The sequence below is a fragment of the Streptomyces sp. Ag109_O5-1 genome (assembly GCF_003814875.1).
In the GTDB taxonomy this organism is placed as follows: domain Bacteria; phylum Actinomycetota; class Actinomycetes; order Streptomycetales; family Streptomycetaceae; genus Streptomyces; species Streptomyces sasae.
On record NZ_RKQF01000001.1, the window covers coordinates 11,482,531 to 11,498,508 of the forward strand.

Here is a 15,978-nt window from a genome sequence, read left to right on the forward strand (position 1 = left end):
GAAGAAACTTCGGTTCCCGTGAACCCACGGGGCTCTACGGCCTCGGTACAGCGGTTAACGCTAAGCGGGTGATCTTGTTCAGGCCGGATTTCTGAGGCCGGTGACGCGGTTCTCGTACTCGCGCCGGGCTTTGCGCTGGGCAGGGACGGCAGGGACACCCTGGCCGCCATCGAGCGGTTGGCAGCGGGCGAGGAGCTGGCGGTGGACCGCTGGCACGGCCGTGATGCGCCGGGTGTAGCCCTGGCCGCGCCGTACGGTCACCCCTTGGTCGAGCGCGGCCCGCTCGGCGGGCTCCAGGTCGGCCGCGCGGAGGAAGTCCGCGACCTTGCCCGGCATGTCGAGGGTGACCGGCAGCTCCAGGGCGGGGGTGCCCTCTTGCGCGATGCCGTTGTGGTCGGGCATGAGGTCGGCGACCGCCGTGCGAATCGCGCCGCGGCTGACGCCGTGGTCGCGGGCGAGGGCAGCAATCGAGCGGCGCTCCATGTATGCGGTGCGGACGGTGTCGGTCTTGTCGGTCGCCACGGCGGGCCGACGGCCGCCCTTGCTGCCCTTGGCCTCGGCGGCGCGTAGTCCGTCGGAGGTCAGCTCACGCTGGAGGTCACGCTGGAGTTCGCCGGCGGCGGCGAGGGTCTGCACCATGAACTTCACGGTGGACAGCAGCTCCCCGGTGCGCGGGTGACGGGCGGTGAGGTCCATCGCGGAGAACGCGCCGTCGTGGATGCGCAGCGCCACCTGGTCGCGGTGGAGGACGTCGAGCACGTCGAGGATGTGCCCGGTGCCGCGTACGAGGCGGAACATCTCGGAAATGTGCACGGTATCGCCCGGCCGCGCGTACGCGAGCAGCTCGCCGAACTTCGGCCGCTGGAGCGGGTGGAGGCGGCTGGAGGTGCCCGGGTCCTCCTCGAAGACGACCGGGTCCTCGATCCCGGCCTCGTCCAGGACGAGGTTCTGCCGGGCGGTGGACTGCTGGTCGGTCGAGACCCACTTGTAGACCAGGTTCGCCACCGAGGGGCCCCTTCCGTACGGAGGATCGGACCCTACCTGTCGTCAAACGATCGTTTGACGACAGGCCCCCGGAATAGACCCGTCCCAGTCGGGCCGAGCCGAGCCGAGCCGGCAAATCCTAAGTGCCAGGCGCAGGGCAGTGGCGCGCTGATTTTGATAAGGCAGGTTGATAAGTTAGGTTGATTACATGAGTGAGGAGCTGGATGCCGGTGAGATCGCCACCGCCCTGCTGGCCAGTGTCGGTGCGCTGCTGAGGCGTGTGCGTCAGGTGCGGGTCGAGGGCGAGCTCGCAATGCCCGAGCGTGTCGCCTTGTCCCACTTGGACCGTATCGGCCCGACAACGTCCGCGGAGCTGGCCCGGCAGGAGCAGATCACCGCGCAGGCGATGGGGGCCACACTCGGCGGTCTCCAAGCGCGCGGACTGGTCGAGCGCGGCGCCGATCCGCGGGACGGCAGGCGCGTGCTGCTGTCGCTGACCGACGCAGGTAGACAGGCGCTGGCGGACAAGCGCAGTGCCCGCACCGAGCAGGTCGCGCAGGCCCTTGCGGACGGCTTCACGCCGTGGGAGCTGGAACAGCTCGCGGTGGCCGCGCCGCTGCTCGATCGGCTGGCACAAAGGATCTGATCCTTGACCGAATGGGAAGCGGGCCGGTCGTCGCGCTCTTCCAGAACTGGCATCCAGTCCCAGTACGAGAAGGAGAGGCAGGGGCCGCCGTGGCCAAGGCAACCGCAGGGGATCGCATCGATCCGAAAGTCATGAAAGTTGCCGTCGCGCTCATTGTGGGCTCGTTGGCCGTGGTTTTCGACACCACGATCGTCAGCGTGGCGCTGCAGACCCTCTCGCAGGAGCTGCACGTGCCGATCTCCACGATCCAGTGGGTGAGCACCGGCTACCTGCTGGCGCTCGGCGTGTCCATCCCGCTGGCGGGCTGGGCACAGTCCCGCTTCGGCGGCAGGCGGGTGTGGGTGTTCGCGCTGGCGGTGTTCCTCGTCGGCTCGGTCCTGTGCAGTGTGGCCTGGAATGCCGGGAGCCTCATCGTTTTCCGGGTCATCGAGGGGCTCGGCGGGGGACTCATGCTCCCTCTGTTCTCAACGCTGATCATGCAGGCGGCAGCGGGCAAGGCTCTGGGGCGCACGATGTCGATCGTGACCCTGCCGTTCGTGGTAGGACCGATCGCGGGCCCGGTGATCGGCGGCATCCTGTTGAACTGGCTCGATTGGCGGTGGCTGTTCTGGGTGAACGTCCCCTTCTGCGCAGTCGGATTCGTCCTCGCCTGGCGGATGCTGGACCCGGACGCCACCGACGCGCGGCCGCGCTTTGACACCCTCGGCTGGCTCCTGCTCTCACCCAGCCTGGTCGCGTTCCTGTTCGGACTGGCCAACTCCTCGAAGGGCGGCGGCTTCGGTCGAACGGACTCGTTCGCGCCGCTGTTGGCCGGCGCCCTCCTGCTGCTGGTCTTCGCCCTGTATGCGGTCCGTCGTTCCGGCGACGCCCTGGTCGATGTCCGGCTGCTTGCGCACCGCCCGCTCGCCTCGGCGTCCGCGTCGATGTTCCTGTCAGGGGCCGCGCTCTACGGCAGCATGGCGCTGCTGCCGCTGTACTGGCAGCAGGTGCGCGGTGCCGACGCGCTCCAAGCCGGCCTGCTGGTCGCACCACTGGGCCTCGGCGCGCTCCTGAGCCGCCCGCTGGCCGGCGGACTCAGCGACAAGTTCGGGGCCAGATGGGTCGCCTTCACCGGATTCGCCATCGTGGGACTGTCCACCGTGCCCTTTGCCCTGGCCACGACCACGACGAACAAGTGGCTCCTGATGGCGGTGCTGGTGGTCCGCGGCTTCGGCCTCGCCGCCGTATCCATCCCCCTGCAAGCCGCCGCGTTCGTCGGCCTTCGGCGCGACCAGATACCGCACGCCGGCATCATCACCCGCATCACCCAACAGATCGGCGGGTCCTTCGGCGTCGCCGTGCTCGCCGTCATCCTGGACATCGCCCTGCGCCACCACACGGGGTCGGCGGCCCAGGCAGCCCACGCCTTCGACCAGGCGTTCTGGTGGGCAGCCGGCTTCACCGCTCTCTCACTCGTCCTGAGCCTGCTGCTGCCAGGCCGCACCCCGACGGAAACGCCCAAGAAGCCAGAGCCAGAAACCACCAAACCACCTCAGACCGTCTGACGTGCCAGTGAGGGACAGTCGACGTGTGCGGCGTCCGCACCCGTCGACCCCACCAGCACCGGCACCGGCCCGGACACCGAGACACGCCACCACACCGAATCGCATCTTCCTCAACGCGGCGAAACCGCAACCCACGATAAGACCCTCGACATGCTGGGAGCACCACCATGCCCATCCTCGGCCGACTTCTGAAGAACCGCAGGTCAGGTGATACCCACGCCGCGTGGAATCGCCCGAACCTCCACGGGCCAGAACTACTGGACCTCAGTAGCCGCAGCTTCGACCACCTCGGCACGATGCCGCCGGAGCACCACGCCAAGAACGCAGGCGGCCAGAACATTTCCCCCCACCTGGCCTGGAATCCACCGCCGACGGGCACCGCCCAGCTCCTGCTGGTCGTAGAGGACACCGACGTCCCCACCCCCAAACCCGCGGTCCACTGCGTCGTCCTGATCGACCCCGACGTACGCTCCCTCGCCCCCGGCGCCCTCGCCGCGAAAGAGCCAGCCCCCGGCGTCACGATACTGCGCTCCGTTATCGGACGCGGATACCAAGGACCCGCACCCATCAAGGGCCACGGCCCCCACCACTACACCTTCCAACTCTTCGCCCTTGCCACCCCACTGGGCGCGACCGCGGGCAAGACCGCACCGGACAGCGCAAGGCCCAGCGTCCTTCTACCCTCCATCACTGCGCCTGTCCTCGCCCGCGGCCGACTCATCGGCACCGTCGAACGCTGACCCCTCCTTCACGACGGCCTGCGACACGGCTCCCCGCAGTCACTCTGAGTTCTGGGGCCGCGCTCCGTGCGCCGCCGGTCAGACACTGCCCGTCACTTCTTGACCGCTCCCGTCGTCGTCCTCGTCCACCTCCGTCGCGTCCGGGTCGCACAGCGGGCGCAGGGCGCCGGCGGCCGGTGTCGAGGCGGTGAAGCTGTAGCGGCCCAGCAGGTTCAGGTTGCGGTGCTTGAGCGGGGACAGGCGGGCGATGTCCTCGTCTCGGATCTTGTGGCCCTCGGCGCGGAGCTTTTCCACGGCGGCGTCGATGTACTTCGTGGTCCAGAGCACAATGGCGTTGAGGACCAGGCCGAGCGCGCCGAGCTGGTCCTCCATCCCGTCGCGGTACGCCTGGTGGATGGTGCCGCGCTTGCCGTGGCACACGTCCCGCGCGAGCTTGTGGCGGGACTCCTGCACGGTGAGCTGGCGGTTCATCTGCCGCCGGTAGGTGTCGTCGACCGGGTCGACCACGCGCAGCAGGTGCTCGGTCTTGGCGATTCGCCCGTACTCTGCGAAGGCCGCGCCCAGCGAGGGTGGGCGCCCCCCCCGCGGCCGAACATGCGCAAGAGGTCGTAGGCGCGGACCTGGTTGGTGACCAGGGAACCGGCGACCTTCAGCATGTCCGGCCAGTGCGTGATCACCTTCTTCAGGTTCACCCGGTTGCGGGCCAGGCCCTCGACCGCACCGTACGTGCCCGTTTCGACGCCGGGCATCGTGGCCCGCCAGAACCGCTGGTCGTCCAGGTCACGGAAACGGGGGCTGAAGTTGTAGCCGAGGATCTTGAACAGGCCGAACACCGTGTCGGAGTACGAGGCGTTGTCGGTCGCCACCATCTCCGGCTTGACCCCGCCGTCCAGGTTCAGCAGCGCGTCCAGGATGTGCAGTGAGTCGCGCGGGGTGCCGGGCACGACCATCTGCCCGACGCCCGCGACCTGGTCGTTTACTGGCGCAGACCACTTATTTCTGCGGCGTCGTATTCCTCTCCCGGCCAAGATCCACGGCGCGGGCGGCGAGGTAGTCGGCCCAGGAAGTCTTGGCGAGGGTCTATACGGTGAGTGGTGTAACTCCCGAGCTGGAAGCGACAGTTGATGACTGACGTGACGAGTGACACCGAGGCCGGGAAGGCCACTGTGAGTGGGACGGGCGCCGTGGATGACGGGCTGGTCGCCGAGTTGGTTGCCCGGGCTCAGGCCGGTGGGGTGAAGCTCACCGGGGAGGGCGGCCTGCTGCAGCAGCTGACCAAGCGGGTGCTGGAGTCCGCCCTGGAGGGCGAGCTCACTGATCATCTGGGGCATGAGCCCGGTGAGCGGGCCGAGGGTGGTCGGGAGAACTACCGCAACGGGCACCGGTCCAAGACGGTGATCACCGAGTCGGGGCCGGTCGAGATCGCGGTGCCGCGGGATCGGGCCGGGTCGTTCGAGCCGCAGATGGTCAAGAAGCGTCAGCGGCGTCTGGGCGGGGTGGACGATGGTCCTGTCCCTGTCGGCGAAAGGGCTGACGCATGGGGAGATCTCCGCGCATCTCGCCGAGGTGTACGGCGCGGAGATCTCCAAGTCCACGATCTCCACGATCACCGACGGCGTGATGGCCGGCATGAGCGAATGGCAGAACCGTCCGCTGGACAGCGGGAGTTCAGGCGCAGGCGTCCTCGACGGCGACTCGGCGCACTGTGCGCAGCGTCGATCGGAGGCTGTCCAGGTCGGTCGATCCCAGGGCGAGGCGGATCGCCTGTGGTGTGTGTGTCGAGGTGGTGAACGGCTCCGCCGTGGTGACCGAGATGAGCTGGCGCGCGAGGGTGGCGGTGAGGCGGTCGGCGCGTGCGTCGTCAGGCAGCGGCAGCCAGGTGAAGTAGGACGAGGGGTGGCCGATGAGCGGGAGGCCCGCCAGCTCCTGCCTGACGAGTGCCTGGCGGGTCCTGGCGTCGTCTCGTTTCTGTGCTTCCAGGTGGTTCACGGTGCCGTCGTCGAGCCAGCGGCAGGCGATGGCGGTGGTGAGGGCGGGGGTGTTCCAGGTGGTTGCCCGGATGGCGCGTTCGAGGGACGGAACCTTGGTCGGCGGGGCGAGGACGAAGCCGACCCGCAGGCCGGTGGCGATGCTCTTGGACAGTCCCGAGACGTAGATGGTGATGTCCGGTGCGATGGCGGCCAGAGGCGGTGGAGGGTCCTCGACCAGGTAGGCGTATGAGGCGTCTTCGATGATGAGCGGACCGTGCTGTCGGGCGATCCTGATCAGGCGGGTGCGGTCCGTGGCCGGCATGACCCAGCCCAGGGGGTTGTGCAGGGTGGGCATGGTGTAGATCGCGCGCACCGGGCGGGTCGCGCACAGTTTCTCCAGGGCGTCGAGATCCGGCCCGTCGGTGGTGGTGGGGATGGGCTCCAGATCGAGATGAAAGGCGTGCGCGAGCACCTTGAAACCGGGGTAGGTGAGGGCGTCGACCGCGACGACGTCACCGGCGCTCAGCGTGGCCATGACGGTGATGGCCAGGCCGTGCTGGGCGCCGTTGGTGATGAGGATCTGATCCGCGTCGGTGGTGATTCCCCGGCGTGTGAGGTGTCGTGCGATGGAGGCTCTGTCCTGGGGGCGCCCTCGGTGCGGCTGGTAGCGCAGCAGAGAGTCGAGATCGCCGGAGGTGGCCACCGCCCGCAGGGCCTGGCGCAGGAGGCCGGCCTGGCCGGGCAGCGACGGGTAGTTGAAGTTGAGGTCGACCGCGTCCGTGGCGACGGCCTGCTGATCGATGCCGTGACCGACGGGGACCGCGATGTCCCGCACGAACGTGCCGCGGCCCTGTTCCCGGCTCACCAGGCCCATCGCTTCCAGTTCGGCGTACACCCGGGTCGCGGTCACCACGGCGATGCCCTCGCGGGCGGCGAGAGCACGGTGGGTCGGCAGCCGCACCCCCGGGGCGAGCCGCCCGGCCCGGATATCGGCTGCGAACGCGTCGACCAGCTTCTTGTATCGCGAGGCTGCCATGCACCGGATTGTATCCATGACAATTCTTTGACTGTCCTGCTCGCCGGTTCTTACCGTCGAGTCCCACTCACCCGGAAAGGACAGCCGTCATGCACATCGCCATCCTCACCTTCGAGGGCTACAACGAACTCGACTCCCTGATCGCGCTCGGTGTGCTCAACCGCATCAAGAGCGACGACTGGCGCGTCACCATCGCCACCCCCAGCCCCAAGGTGACGTCGATGAACGGGGTGGTCATCGAGCAGATGTCCACCCTTGAGGAGGCGTGCGCCGCCGACGCCGTCATCGTCGGCAGCGGCATCGCCACCCGCGAGGTCACCGAAGACCCGGCGATCATGAACATCCTGCGGGGCCTGGACCCCTCACGCCAGCTCATCGCGGCGCAGTGCTCCGGCGCGCTCGTGCTGGCCAGGCTCGGCCTGCTCAACGACATCCCCGCCTGCACCGACCTGATCACCAAGCCGTGGGTCGTCGCCGCCGGCGTCGAGGTCCTCAACCAGCCCTTCTACGCCAAGGACAACATCGCCACCGCCGGCGGATGCCTGGCCTCGCACTACCTCGCCGCCTGGATCGTCACCCGCCTCCAGGGCCAGGACGCCGCCGAAGGCGCGCTGCACTACGTTGCCCCGGTCGGCGAGAAGGAGGAATACATCGAACGCGCCTGGCGCAACATCACCCCGTACCTGCCCGCTCCGGCCCCGGCGCTCGTCTGACCCACCGGCCGCGAGCTGCAGCCGGCCAGGAATCCGCGCCTCCGGCAGCCCGGCCGGCCGCCCGCGGCCCGTACACCCACCGCACTCCCAGGGAAGGACTACGCATGAACCGTGACGAGGTAACGGCTGCGATCGTTGCCGGCAGACTGGCCAAGGGCCTCACATGGCAGCAGCTGGCTGACGCGATCGGCCGGCCGCTGGTGTGGACCACCGCGGCATTGCTCGGACAACACCCCCTTCCCGAAGACAGCGCACGTCAGGTCGCCGAACTGCTCGACCTGCCGGCGGAAGCTGTGCCGGTCCTCGCCGCCGTTCCGTACCGCGGCGGGCTGCCCACCGCGGTACCGACCGATCCGACGGTCTACCGCCTCTATGAGGCGCTGCAGGTCTACGGTCCGGCCCTGAAAGAACTGATCCACGAGCAGTTCGGCGACGGGATCATGAGCGCGATCAACTTCAAGCTGGACATCGGGCGCGCCACCCACGACGGGGCCGAGCACATCGTCATCACCTTCGACGGGAAGTTCCTGCCCTACAACTGGCCCAGTGACTGAGGCGCTTCAGCGGAGTCCATCGGGTCATTCCCCACGTTAGGGGAGAGGTGTGCCGCACTCTCCGCCGCAGGCCTGCAGGGTGCGGAGCGGCTGTTCGCATCGTGTTCAGCCCGGCCAGCGCGTGGTGCAGGCCGGAGTTGAGGAACGTGCTGATGCGACGGCTCGGCGGGTAACTGTCAGTGGGATCACGGGAGTTCGTGGGAGAATGGGGCGCGGGCCTGGTTTCGGGGACCTCTGGGAGGAGACGGTGACCATCGTCTCCAAGTGGATCAGTCCCGGTTGGCCTCGCGGGAGGAGGGCTGTCCGTTCCTGCGGGAGGACCGGCGGGTGATGCGCCTCGTCATCAACGTGAGCGCGGCCCAGGTGATCAACGATTCCGAGTGCTGGATGAGCCGCTCGTAGTCCCGGGCGTGACGGCGGGCGTGCATGATCCACGCGGATGGGTCGGCCGCGCGGCGAGGGTCTGCCGTGGCAGGTCCTTTTCCGCGCGGCCTCCCGCCGAACCGGACGTGACGGTTTCCCGTCATCCGGCTCTCCAGTGACTACAGCGTGAGCGATTCAGGCTGCTCGCGCAGGACACACAGCGCCGTTGCGGCGATCTGCATTTCGCATACCTCCCGGGTCTGGTGTGTCCGAGTCACCTGGCCCCCTTCGCCCTGTGAACGGCTTTCCCGTCTTCCCTGGCCGGTCGTGACTCCGGCGACTACTACGGGGCCTCCGTCGCCATAGGACTCGCGTCCCGTAGGCGCGGCATGCCTGCGGTCACCTCCAGCCGCAGGGTCTGCCCGTCGGACGCCAGCAGGAAGACCGCTCCCGCGTGCGTGCCGGTGTCGCGCATGGCGAACTCCAGCAGCCGGTCCAGCTCGGTGCGGCGCAGTGACCCGGCGCTGGGCGAAGGGGGGCGGGACCCGTAGGGCTGCGCTGCGCCGCCTTCCCGCATGGCACACATACCAGTACCGTATGTCCGCACCTGGCCCCCCGCGCGGAAGCCGATCCCGGTCACGGACGCCGTTCCCCACGACGGTCTGCCCGTCCAGTGTGTGTCAGCGTTCGAGGACGAGGGCGAGAGGGTCGCGATCCCGGTGCCGGAGCCGCGCCGCGCGAGCTGGTGGCGACGGTGGCGACGGTGCCGGCGGGGCGGGCGCCTGAGGCGCCGAGGGGGTGGCCGAGCGCGCTGGCGCCGCCCTGGGGATTGAGGATCGCCGGGTCGAACTCGGGCCATTCGGCGAGGCAGCCGAGGACCTGGGCGGCGAAGGCCTCGTTCAGCTCCAGTACGTCGAGGTCGGCGAAGGTCCGGCCGGCTTTGGCCAGGGCCCGGTTGACGGCTTCGACGGGGGCGAGGCCGAAGTAGTCGGGGTCGATCGCGGACACTCCGGTCGCCGAGACACGGGCCAGCGGCTCGCGGCCGATGGCCTTCACGCCCTCCTCGTCGGCCAGCAGCAGGGCGGCGGCGCCGTCGTTGAGGGGGAGGCGTTGCCGGCCGTCACTGTGCCACCGTCGGTGCGGAAGGCCGGTTTCAGCTGCGCCATCGCGGCGAGGGAGGCGTCGGGACGTACGCACTCGTCGACCGCGAACAGCTGAGGGTCCCCCTTGCGCTGCGGGACGGGGACGGGCGCCAACTCGGCGTCGAACAGGCCCTCTTCCTGGGTGGCAGCGGCCTTCTGGTGGCTGTGCAGGGCGAACGCGTCCTGCTGCTCACGGCTGATCCCGTGCTTTTCGGCGATCAGCTCGGCCGACTCCCCCAGAGGGATGGTCCATTGCGGACTCATCGCCGGGTTCACCATCCGCCAGCCCAGCGTGGTGGAGTACAGCTCGGCGTGGGCAGCCGGGAACGACCTGTCGTTCTTGGGCAGCACGTAGGGGGCGCGGGTCATGGACTCGACGCCGCCGGCGATGGCTATGGAGGCGTCGCCGACGGCGATGGCACGGGCGGCCTGGATCACGGCTTCGAGTCCGGAGGCGCACAGCCGGTTGACCGTCGCCCCGGGCACGCTGGTGGGCAGGCCGGCGAGCAGTGCCGCCATGCGGGCGACGTTGCGGTTATCCTCGCCGGCGCCGTTGGCGTTGCCGAAGTACACGTCCTCGATGCGCGCTGGGTCCAACTGAGGGCTGCGGGCAAGGAGTTCGCGGATGACCCGGGCGGCCAGGTCGTCGGGGCGTACCAAGGCCAGGCCGCCGTTGTAGCGCCCGATCGGCGTGCGCACGGCGTCAACGACGTAAACGGGGTTCATAGCAGGCCCTCCGTGACGGTCAGCTTGGCGTCGGTCTTGGCGATGATCTCCTCGACGTCGACGGCCGGTGCGCACTCGACCAGCACAAGCCCCTCGTCGGTGACGTCGAGGACCCCGAGATCGGTGATGATCCGGTTCACGCAGTGCCTCCCGGTCAGTGGCAGCGCGCACTCGGTGAGGGTCTTCGGCGAGCCGTCCTTGGCGGTGTGCGTCATGACGACGACGACCGTGCGGGCACCGTGGACCAGGTCCATGGCGCCGTCGATTCCCATGATCATCTTGCCGGGGATCGCCCAGTTTGCCAGGTCTCCTTGCTCGGAGACCTGCATGGCACCCAGAACCGCGACGTCGATGTGGCCGCCGCGGATCATCGCGAACGAAAGCGCCGAGTCGAAGTAGGAAGCGCCCGGCAGCACCGTGACGGTCTCCTTCCCGGCGTTGATCAGGTCCGGGTCGACCGCGTCCTCGGTCGGGTAGGGGCCGGTGCCCAGGGATGCCGGTTCTCCGACTCGAGGATCACCTCCACACCCTCCGGCAGGTAGTTCGGGATCAGCGTGGGCAGGCCGATGCCGAGATTGACGTACTGGCCGTCGCACAGCTCACGCGCGGCGCGGGCCGCCATCTCCTCACGGGTCCAGGACATCAGCTGCTCACCGTCCGCCGCTCGATCTTCCTGTCCGCCCCCTGCTCCGGGGTGAGGACCAGCACCCGCTGGACGAAGATGCCGGGCAGGTGCACCGCGTCCGGATCGATCTCGCCGGGCTCCACCAGCTCCTCCACCTCCGCGATGGTGACCTTGCCGGCCATCGCCGCCAGCGGGTTGAAGTTCCGCGTGGACTTGTTGAACACCAGGTTCCCGTGCCGGTCGCCCTTCGCCGCCCGGACCAGCGCGAAGTCGGTGCGGATGCCGTGCTCAAGCACGTACTCGATGCCGTCGAGAACCCGCACCTCCTTGGCCGGCGAGGCCAGCCCGACCCCGCCGGAGCCGTCGTAGCGCCAGGGCAGCCCGCCCTCGACGACCTGCGTGCCCACCCCGGCCGGGGTGTAGAACGCGGGAATGCCCGCACCCCCGGCGCGCAGCCGCTCGGCGAGCGTGCCCTGCGGGATCAGCTCCACCTCCAGTTCCCCGGCCAGGTACTGAGCCCTTTCCAACCTGGCTGTGGCGTCGGGGTGTTGGTGGGCATGGGTTGTACTGAACGACGAAGCTCCTGGTAGACGGGTTCTCGACCAAGATCACCCGTGTCCGCCAGGAGCTTGACGTGCTTGTCTACCCGTCGTCGATCGATCTGTCCAGCCGCACGCTGCGGCACCTGACGAGGCAACTGGCCGCTCACCGGCGGGAGATCGGCACGCGATGGCGGCGTCTGCCCGTCGGCCGTCAGGCCCTGCTCGCCCTGACCCACCTGCGATGCGGCGACACGTACGCCCAGCTTGCCGCAGGGTTCGAGATCGGCATCGCGACCGTCTACCGCTACATACGCGAGGCCGTCGAAGTGCTGGCCGCCCAGGCGCAGACCCTGGCCGAGGCAATGACGACCGTCCGGACGAAGGCGTACGTGATCCTGGACGGCACCCTCCTGCCCATCGACCGGATCGCCGCCGACACCCCGTACCACTCCGGAAAACACAAGCGCCACGGCATGAACGTCCAGGTCATCACGGATCCCTTCGGCCGACTGCTGTGGGCTTCCGCGGCCCTGCCCGGCTCCAGCCACGACCTGACCGCCGCGCGCGAACACGGCATCATCGACGCGCTCGCAACGGCAGGGCTGAAGTGCTTGGCGGACAAGGCGTACCAAGGGGCCGGCCGCCATGTCCGCGTACCTTTCCGGGGCCGCCGGCTCAAGCGCTGGAAACGACGGCACAACAGCACCCACGCCAAAATCCGGTGCCTCGGCGAGCAGGCCATGGCCGTCCTGAAGGGCTGGCGCCTGCTACGCAGGCTCCGCTGCAGCACCAACCGGATCACCAACATCGTGAAGGCCGTCGTCGTCCTTCATCACGCCTCAACCTGAGGTTGGAAAGGGCTCCTTGGCCAGCTGTTCTTCGAGTTCGTCCAGTTCCGCACGCCGCGCGGTGATCCGTTCCAGCAGCTCGGGATCCATGCACTGGATCGTAGAAGGCCACCCGGCCTCAGCGAGCGGGAATCGCAGAGCTGCCCGCTCCTACTCGGCGGCCTCCCGCACGTCCCTCACCCGCGCTGACTGTCGGCGCCCTCGCGTCGCCGTCGATTCACGTAGTGGTGCAGGCCGTCTCCCAAAGCCATCCGGCTGCCGAGAAAAGCGACCTGGATTGGCCAGCAGGTTCCGTCGGCCTCGACGTCGGAGCGACGGTGAAGGCGCCCCACACCGGATCGTCCACCCGGCGCCCTTGAAGGGCGAGTGCCGTACGCCGGGCCGCATCCACGCGGGAGAACGTCATGCTTCGTGATCGGGGTCGAGCACCACCATGAACCTGTTGCCTTCCGGATCCGTCATCAGGGCGTGCATGCAATCGTGAGGTTCCACGAGAGAGGCGCCCTTGGCGATCAACGTCTGAACCTGTTCGGCGATCGTTCCGACAAGGACGGTGACGACCGGTAGCACAGCCGGAGATTTCGCTTCGCCGACGCTGTACCCACCTCAACCCGGGATGCCACCCCAGAACCTGATCATTTTCTCTGGGTCTACTGCTTCAAAATGAACGTGCATGCTACTGTCTCACTTTCATCTGTGCGACCGAAGCCGAAAACGGCCTACCGAATCAGTCCGGCAGGCCGTTACGGGTGAACGGACTTCAGCAGTCGATCACGGTGCTGCCCGTGTCTGCGATTCCGGGTTCGCTGAAGCGTCCGTTGTATTCGACCTGCAAGGTCACCTCAGTGTTGTACGTCCCCCTTTCTCCATCATGCACGCACGTGAGCCCTGGAGTGGTGTAGCGCCCGCTGCACCTCGTCCACCCGCTGTCGTTGTGCTTCACCGCGCGCCAGTACCCGTCGCGCACGTACTCCTGAAGATCGACCTGGACCCGGCACTGGTCGGGTGCCGGAGTTGAGCAACCCGTGTAATTGCCCTGGGCGTACAGCGGGCCGCCATGGGTGACCTGGAACGGTTTCTCACCCTGGAACGTGCACCACACGGGAAAGGCAGCAGTCTTCGCGACGGCCCTTCCCGTGCTGCCGCTCGGAGCAGCCGACGCCGCGGCAGCTGGCACCAGCAGGGCCCCCGCCGCGAGAAGTAAAAGGATAAAACGCGCCTTGATTTTCCCCCTAGAGGAATCGCATGTGTGTCGCGCCGCCGACCACCCTCATGGGTTCACAGGCGGCACACAAGATCCGTGGCGCGAACTTTCCGCTGTTGTCCGGTTCCCAGTCGTGGAATTGACCGTTCCCTCCCATCTGCTGGCAGCGGGGGAGAAAACGACCATGCCCCCGCCGACCCAGAGGCTGACAGGGGCTGCCTGTGCGGTTTACGGCCTGCGGAGCGATTACTCAGGTTGAACTGGTGGTGTCCGCGGGCTGATGACGTTGCTTGATCGTCGCGGTACGACGGCATCATGCGGTATGCGCAAGGGGGCGGACTGACGCCGGAGAGCAGGAGAAGCGGGAACGGCTGCGGCTGGAGGCCAGCGAGCGGTTCGCGCGCGGAGACAAGACCGAGGCCATCGCGAAGGATCTGCGGGTCACTGCGCGGTCGGTACGGCGCTGGCGGCACGCGTGGGGCCAGGGCGGTGCCGACGCACTGCGGTCGCGGGGGCCTGTGGCCGTCGAACGGCTCAGTCCGGCACAGTGGGCGCGGCTGGGGCGCGAGCTGCAGCGCGGGCCGCTGGTCCACGGCTGGCACGATGAGAGCCAGGGCTGGACACTGAAGCGGGTCAAGCTGCTGATCGGCCGGATGTTCCACGTCGGCTACACCGTCCAGGGGGTGTGGAAACTGCTGCGCAGGCACGGCTGGTCGGCGCAGGTCCCGGTACGGCGGGCGATCGAGCGCGACGAGGACAAGATCGAGGTGTGGAAGGCGGAGGTGTGGCCGCAGGTAAAAGCACCGCGGCGGACCTGGGCGCCTACGTCTGCTTCGAGGACGAGGCGGGGCAGGGCCTGAGGCCGCCGAAGGGACGCACCTGGGCGCCGCGCGGGATGCGGCCGGTGGTACGGGTACGCGGCAGCAACCGGGGCCGGGTCAACATCGCCGGCGCAGTCTGCTTCCGCCCCGGCCAGCGTTCCCGCTTCTTCTACCGGCTGCGCGTCAGCTACGGACGTAAGGGTGAGCGCAAGGCGTTCACCTGGAGTGAGTACCGGGACCTGATCGTTGTCGCTCATCTGCAGCTGAAGGCTCCCGTGGTGTGGTGCTGGGACAACTTGAACGTCCACCTGGCCCGTGAGCTCGGTGACTTCGCCCGTGAGAACAAGGAGTGGTTACGGGTGTTCCAGCTGCCGTCCTACGCACCCGACCTGAACCCGGCCGAAGGCATCTGGTCGCTGCTGAAGCGTTCCCTTGCCGACTTCGCCGCCGCCGACCTGAACCACCTCGTGAAGGTCACCAAGCACAAACTCAAGAAGATCCAGTACCGGCCCCACCTGATCGACGGCTGTCTCGCCGAGACCGGCCTGATCATCGAGCCACCTAACACCACCAGTTCAACCTGAGTTGCGCTCGTTCCCAAATATCACGCGACCTGCGTAGACACCCGCCGCGCCCAAGCACAGCAGCGAGAGCATGACGGCGATGACGCCGTACTGGCCCAGTTTCGCACCCCCGATGAAGAAGCCGACGGCCAGCGCAAGGTAGAGGAGCGAGCACGCCGCGGCAACCCAGCGATTCGTCTTGGACCGCCCGTTGATCCGGGCGAAGAAGGCATGGCGTCGCGCGGCCCGACGATCAGCCCGCGCGATCCGGGCGAGCCGTTCCTCGGAGACGGTGACGGCGGTGTCGACCACCGTGTCGACGGGCCCCGACGCCCCGATGAGCGCGACAGCGGGCACGGACCTTATCGGAACAGCCAAGTCGATCACCTGCGTCCCCTGGGAAATCCGCAGCACGCCGTTCTTCCGCCCGAGGTTGAAAATGGGGTTGAGCGTTGCCGACGTCGGACTTGGGCCGACGTGGCAGGTGCTGTCGAAGATGTAGGCGCGGCGCGACAAGAACAACGGGTCGACGACTAACCCTGTCTCGTCGCCCACCAGAAACACCGTGGCCTGGCGCCAGCTCAGCCGTCCGACCTCCCTCACCCACCCCCTGTCCGTGATCTGCTGTGTGACGCCCCAGCGTTCCTCGACCGCGATCTGCGCAGGCTTCAGCGGATACCCGGGTTCGAAGGCAGGACGGCCGGTACTGCGTGGCCGGACATCCCCCCGCCAGCGCAGCTGACGAGGCACGATCGTCACGCCGATCGCCATCACGATGAACGCTGCAATGCCCCCCAACGTCAGCACCGGCCCCATCGGTCCGTCGCCGATCACGGCCACGCCAGCTAGCAGCGCCCCCATCCACGCCAAGGCCCCGAGCACCAGTACCAGGTCCACGTCGTCGGCCTCCGCCGCTCGCCCCAGGCACGAAAGATATCGGCAAATCCTATCGCCGCC

At 68.3% G+C, this 15,978-nt stretch carries 13 protein-coding genes and 6 pseudogenes; 9 read left to right on the plus strand and 10 right to left on the minus strand.

Going from position 1 to position 15,978, the window contains the following annotated elements; translation table 11 throughout:
• Positions 1–78: 78 nt before the first annotated feature.
• The gene (locus EDD90_RS52470; protein ID WP_123980491.1) at positions 79–1,005 is read right to left on the minus strand and encodes a recombinase family protein; all 927 of its coding nucleotides are present in this window, start codon (positions 1,003–1,005) and stop codon (positions 79–81) included.
• Between the two features lie 187 nt (positions 1,006–1,192).
• On the opposite strand from EDD90_RS52470, the gene EDD90_RS52475 reads away from it, so the two are divergent.
• The 3 genes from EDD90_RS52475 to EDD90_RS52485 all read left to right on the plus strand — a co-directional run bounded on the left by EDD90_RS52475 (position 1,193) and on the right by EDD90_RS52485 (position 3,914).
• Positions 1,193–1,630 carry a MarR family winged helix-turn-helix transcriptional regulator gene (locus EDD90_RS52475; protein ID WP_123980493.1) on the plus strand — a complete coding sequence of 146 codons (438 nt, stop codon included), beginning with the start codon at positions 1,193–1,195 and terminating at the stop codon, positions 1,628–1,630.
• A gap of 131 nt (positions 1,631–1,761) precedes the next feature.
• Positions 1,762–3,174: an MDR family MFS transporter gene (locus EDD90_RS52480; protein ID WP_398928821.1), complete on the plus strand. Its 1,413-nt coding sequence runs from the start codon at positions 1,762–1,764 to the stop codon at positions 3,172–3,174.
• Between the two features lie 296 nt (positions 3,175–3,470).
• Positions 3,471–3,914: a YbhB/YbcL family Raf kinase inhibitor-like protein gene (locus EDD90_RS52485; protein WP_260328641.1), complete on the plus strand. Its 444-nt coding sequence runs from the start codon at positions 3,471–3,473 to the stop codon at positions 3,912–3,914.
• 78 nt (positions 3,915–3,992) lie between these two features.
• Here EDD90_RS52485 and EDD90_RS52490 read toward each other — a convergent pair.
• A pseudogene (locus EDD90_RS52490) lies at positions 3,993–4,963 on the minus strand (Tn3 family transposase); the annotation flags it as partial.
• 75 nt (positions 4,964–5,038) lie between these two features.
• Here EDD90_RS52490 and EDD90_RS52495 point away from each other — a divergent pair.
• Positions 5,039–5,573, plus strand: a pseudogene (locus EDD90_RS52495) (transposase); the annotation flags it as partial.
• A 9-nt stretch (positions 5,574–5,582) separates the two neighbouring features.
• On the opposite strand, the gene EDD90_RS52500 reads toward EDD90_RS52495, so the two are convergent.
• Positions 5,583–6,920 (minus strand): PLP-dependent aminotransferase family protein, encoded by a 1,338-nt coding sequence (locus EDD90_RS52500; protein WP_123980497.1) that lies wholly within the window; start codon positions 6,918–6,920, stop codon positions 5,583–5,585.
• 89 nt (positions 6,921–7,009) lie between these two features.
• Between EDD90_RS52500 and EDD90_RS52505 the strand changes: the two genes are divergently transcribed.
• Positions 7,010–7,633: a DJ-1/PfpI family protein gene (locus tag EDD90_RS52505; RefSeq protein WP_123980499.1), complete on the plus strand. Its 624-nt coding sequence runs from the start codon at positions 7,010–7,012 to the stop codon at positions 7,631–7,633.
• 104 nt (positions 7,634–7,737) lie between these two features.
• Complete coding sequence (gene cynS, locus EDD90_RS52510) at positions 7,738–8,187, plus strand: cyanase (protein WP_123980501.1); 450 nt, start codon at positions 7,738–7,740, stop codon at positions 8,185–8,187.
• Positions 8,188–8,499: 312 nt separating this feature from the next.
• Here cynS and EDD90_RS52515 read toward each other — a convergent pair.
• The 5 genes and pseudogenes from EDD90_RS52515 to EDD90_RS52530 form a co-directional block, all read right to left on the minus strand.
• Positions 8,500–8,624 (minus strand): annotated as a pseudogene (locus tag EDD90_RS52515) (IS5/IS1182 family transposase); the annotation flags it as partial.
• A gap of 269 nt (positions 8,625–8,893) precedes the next feature.
• Positions 8,894–9,136 carry a hypothetical protein gene (locus tag EDD90_RS56180; protein WP_185149717.1) on the minus strand — a complete coding sequence of 81 codons (243 nt, stop codon included), beginning with the start codon at positions 9,134–9,136 and terminating at the stop codon, positions 8,894–8,896.
• Positions 9,137–9,253: 117 nt separating this feature from the next.
• Positions 9,254–10,418 (minus strand): annotated as a pseudogene (locus EDD90_RS52520) (thiolase family protein); the annotation flags it as partial.
• Positions 10,415–11,061, minus strand: a pseudogene (locus EDD90_RS52525) (CoA transferase subunit B). The pseudogenes EDD90_RS52520 and EDD90_RS52525, both read right to left, overlap by 4 nt.
• Positions 11,061–11,558 (minus strand): annotated as a pseudogene (locus EDD90_RS52530) (CoA transferase subunit A); the annotation flags it as partial. The pseudogenes EDD90_RS52525 and EDD90_RS52530, both read right to left, overlap by 1 nt.
• A 119-nt stretch (positions 11,559–11,677) precedes the next feature.
• On the opposite strand from EDD90_RS52530, the gene EDD90_RS52535 reads away from it, so the two are divergent.
• Positions 11,678–12,433: a transposase family protein gene (locus EDD90_RS52535; RefSeq protein ID WP_123980503.1), complete on the plus strand. Its 756-nt coding sequence runs from the start codon at positions 11,678–11,680 to the stop codon at positions 12,431–12,433.
• Between the two features lie 402 nt (positions 12,434–12,835).
• Here the strand turns inward: EDD90_RS52535 and EDD90_RS59345 are convergent, their stop codons facing one another.
• Positions 12,836–13,003, minus strand: a complete 168-nt coding sequence (locus EDD90_RS59345) for a VOC family protein (protein WP_185149550.1) — start codon at positions 13,001–13,003, stop codon at positions 12,836–12,838.
• A gap of 924 nt (positions 13,004–13,927) precedes the next feature.
• Here EDD90_RS59345 and EDD90_RS52540 point away from each other — a divergent pair.
• A complete protein-coding gene (locus EDD90_RS52540) occupies positions 13,928–14,497 on the plus strand; it encodes a winged helix-turn-helix domain-containing protein (protein ID WP_311737264.1) in 570 nt (189 codons plus the stop codon).
• Positions 14,422–15,042 carry a transposase gene (locus EDD90_RS52545; RefSeq protein ID WP_123980505.1) on the plus strand — a complete coding sequence of 207 codons (621 nt, stop codon included), beginning with the start codon at positions 14,422–14,424 and terminating at the stop codon, positions 15,040–15,042. Before EDD90_RS52540 ends, EDD90_RS52545 begins: the two co-directional genes overlap by 76 nt.
• Here the strand turns inward: EDD90_RS52545 and EDD90_RS52550 are convergent.
• Positions 15,034–15,918: a hypothetical protein gene (locus EDD90_RS52550; RefSeq protein ID WP_123980506.1), complete on the minus strand. Its 885-nt coding sequence runs from the start codon at positions 15,916–15,918 to the stop codon at positions 15,034–15,036. The two genes, EDD90_RS52545 and EDD90_RS52550, sit on opposite strands and share 9 nt — an antisense overlap.
• Between the last annotated feature and the right edge of the window lie 60 nt (positions 15,919–15,978).

What these genes read in the sequence shown, in the direction of transcription:
- EDD90_RS52475 (WP_123980493.1), top strand. Translation starts at nt 1,193, where the DNA reads ATGAGTGAGGAGCTGGATGCCGGTGAGATCGCCACCGCCCTGCTGGCC.
- EDD90_RS52480 (WP_398928821.1), top strand. Translation starts at nt 1,762, where the DNA reads ATGAAAGTTGCCGTCGCGCTCATTGTGGGCTCGTTGGCCGTGGTTTTC.
- EDD90_RS52485 (WP_260328641.1), top strand. Translation starts at nt 3,471, where the DNA reads ATGCCGCCGGAGCACCACGCCAAGAACGCAGGCGGCCAGAACATTTCC.
- EDD90_RS52500 (WP_123980497.1), bottom strand. Translation starts at nt 6,920, where the DNA reads ATGGCAGCCTCGCGATACAAGAAGCTGGTCGACGCGTTCGCAGCCGAT.
- EDD90_RS52505 (WP_123980499.1), top strand. Translation starts at nt 7,010, where the DNA reads ATGCACATCGCCATCCTCACCTTCGAGGGCTACAACGAACTCGACTCC.
- cynS (WP_123980501.1), top strand. Translation starts at nt 7,738, where the DNA reads ATGAACCGTGACGAGGTAACGGCTGCGATCGTTGCCGGCAGACTGGCC.
- EDD90_RS56180 (WP_185149717.1), bottom strand. Translation starts at nt 9,136, where the DNA reads ATGTGTGCCATGCGGGAAGGCGGCGCAGCGCAGCCCTACGGGTCCCGC.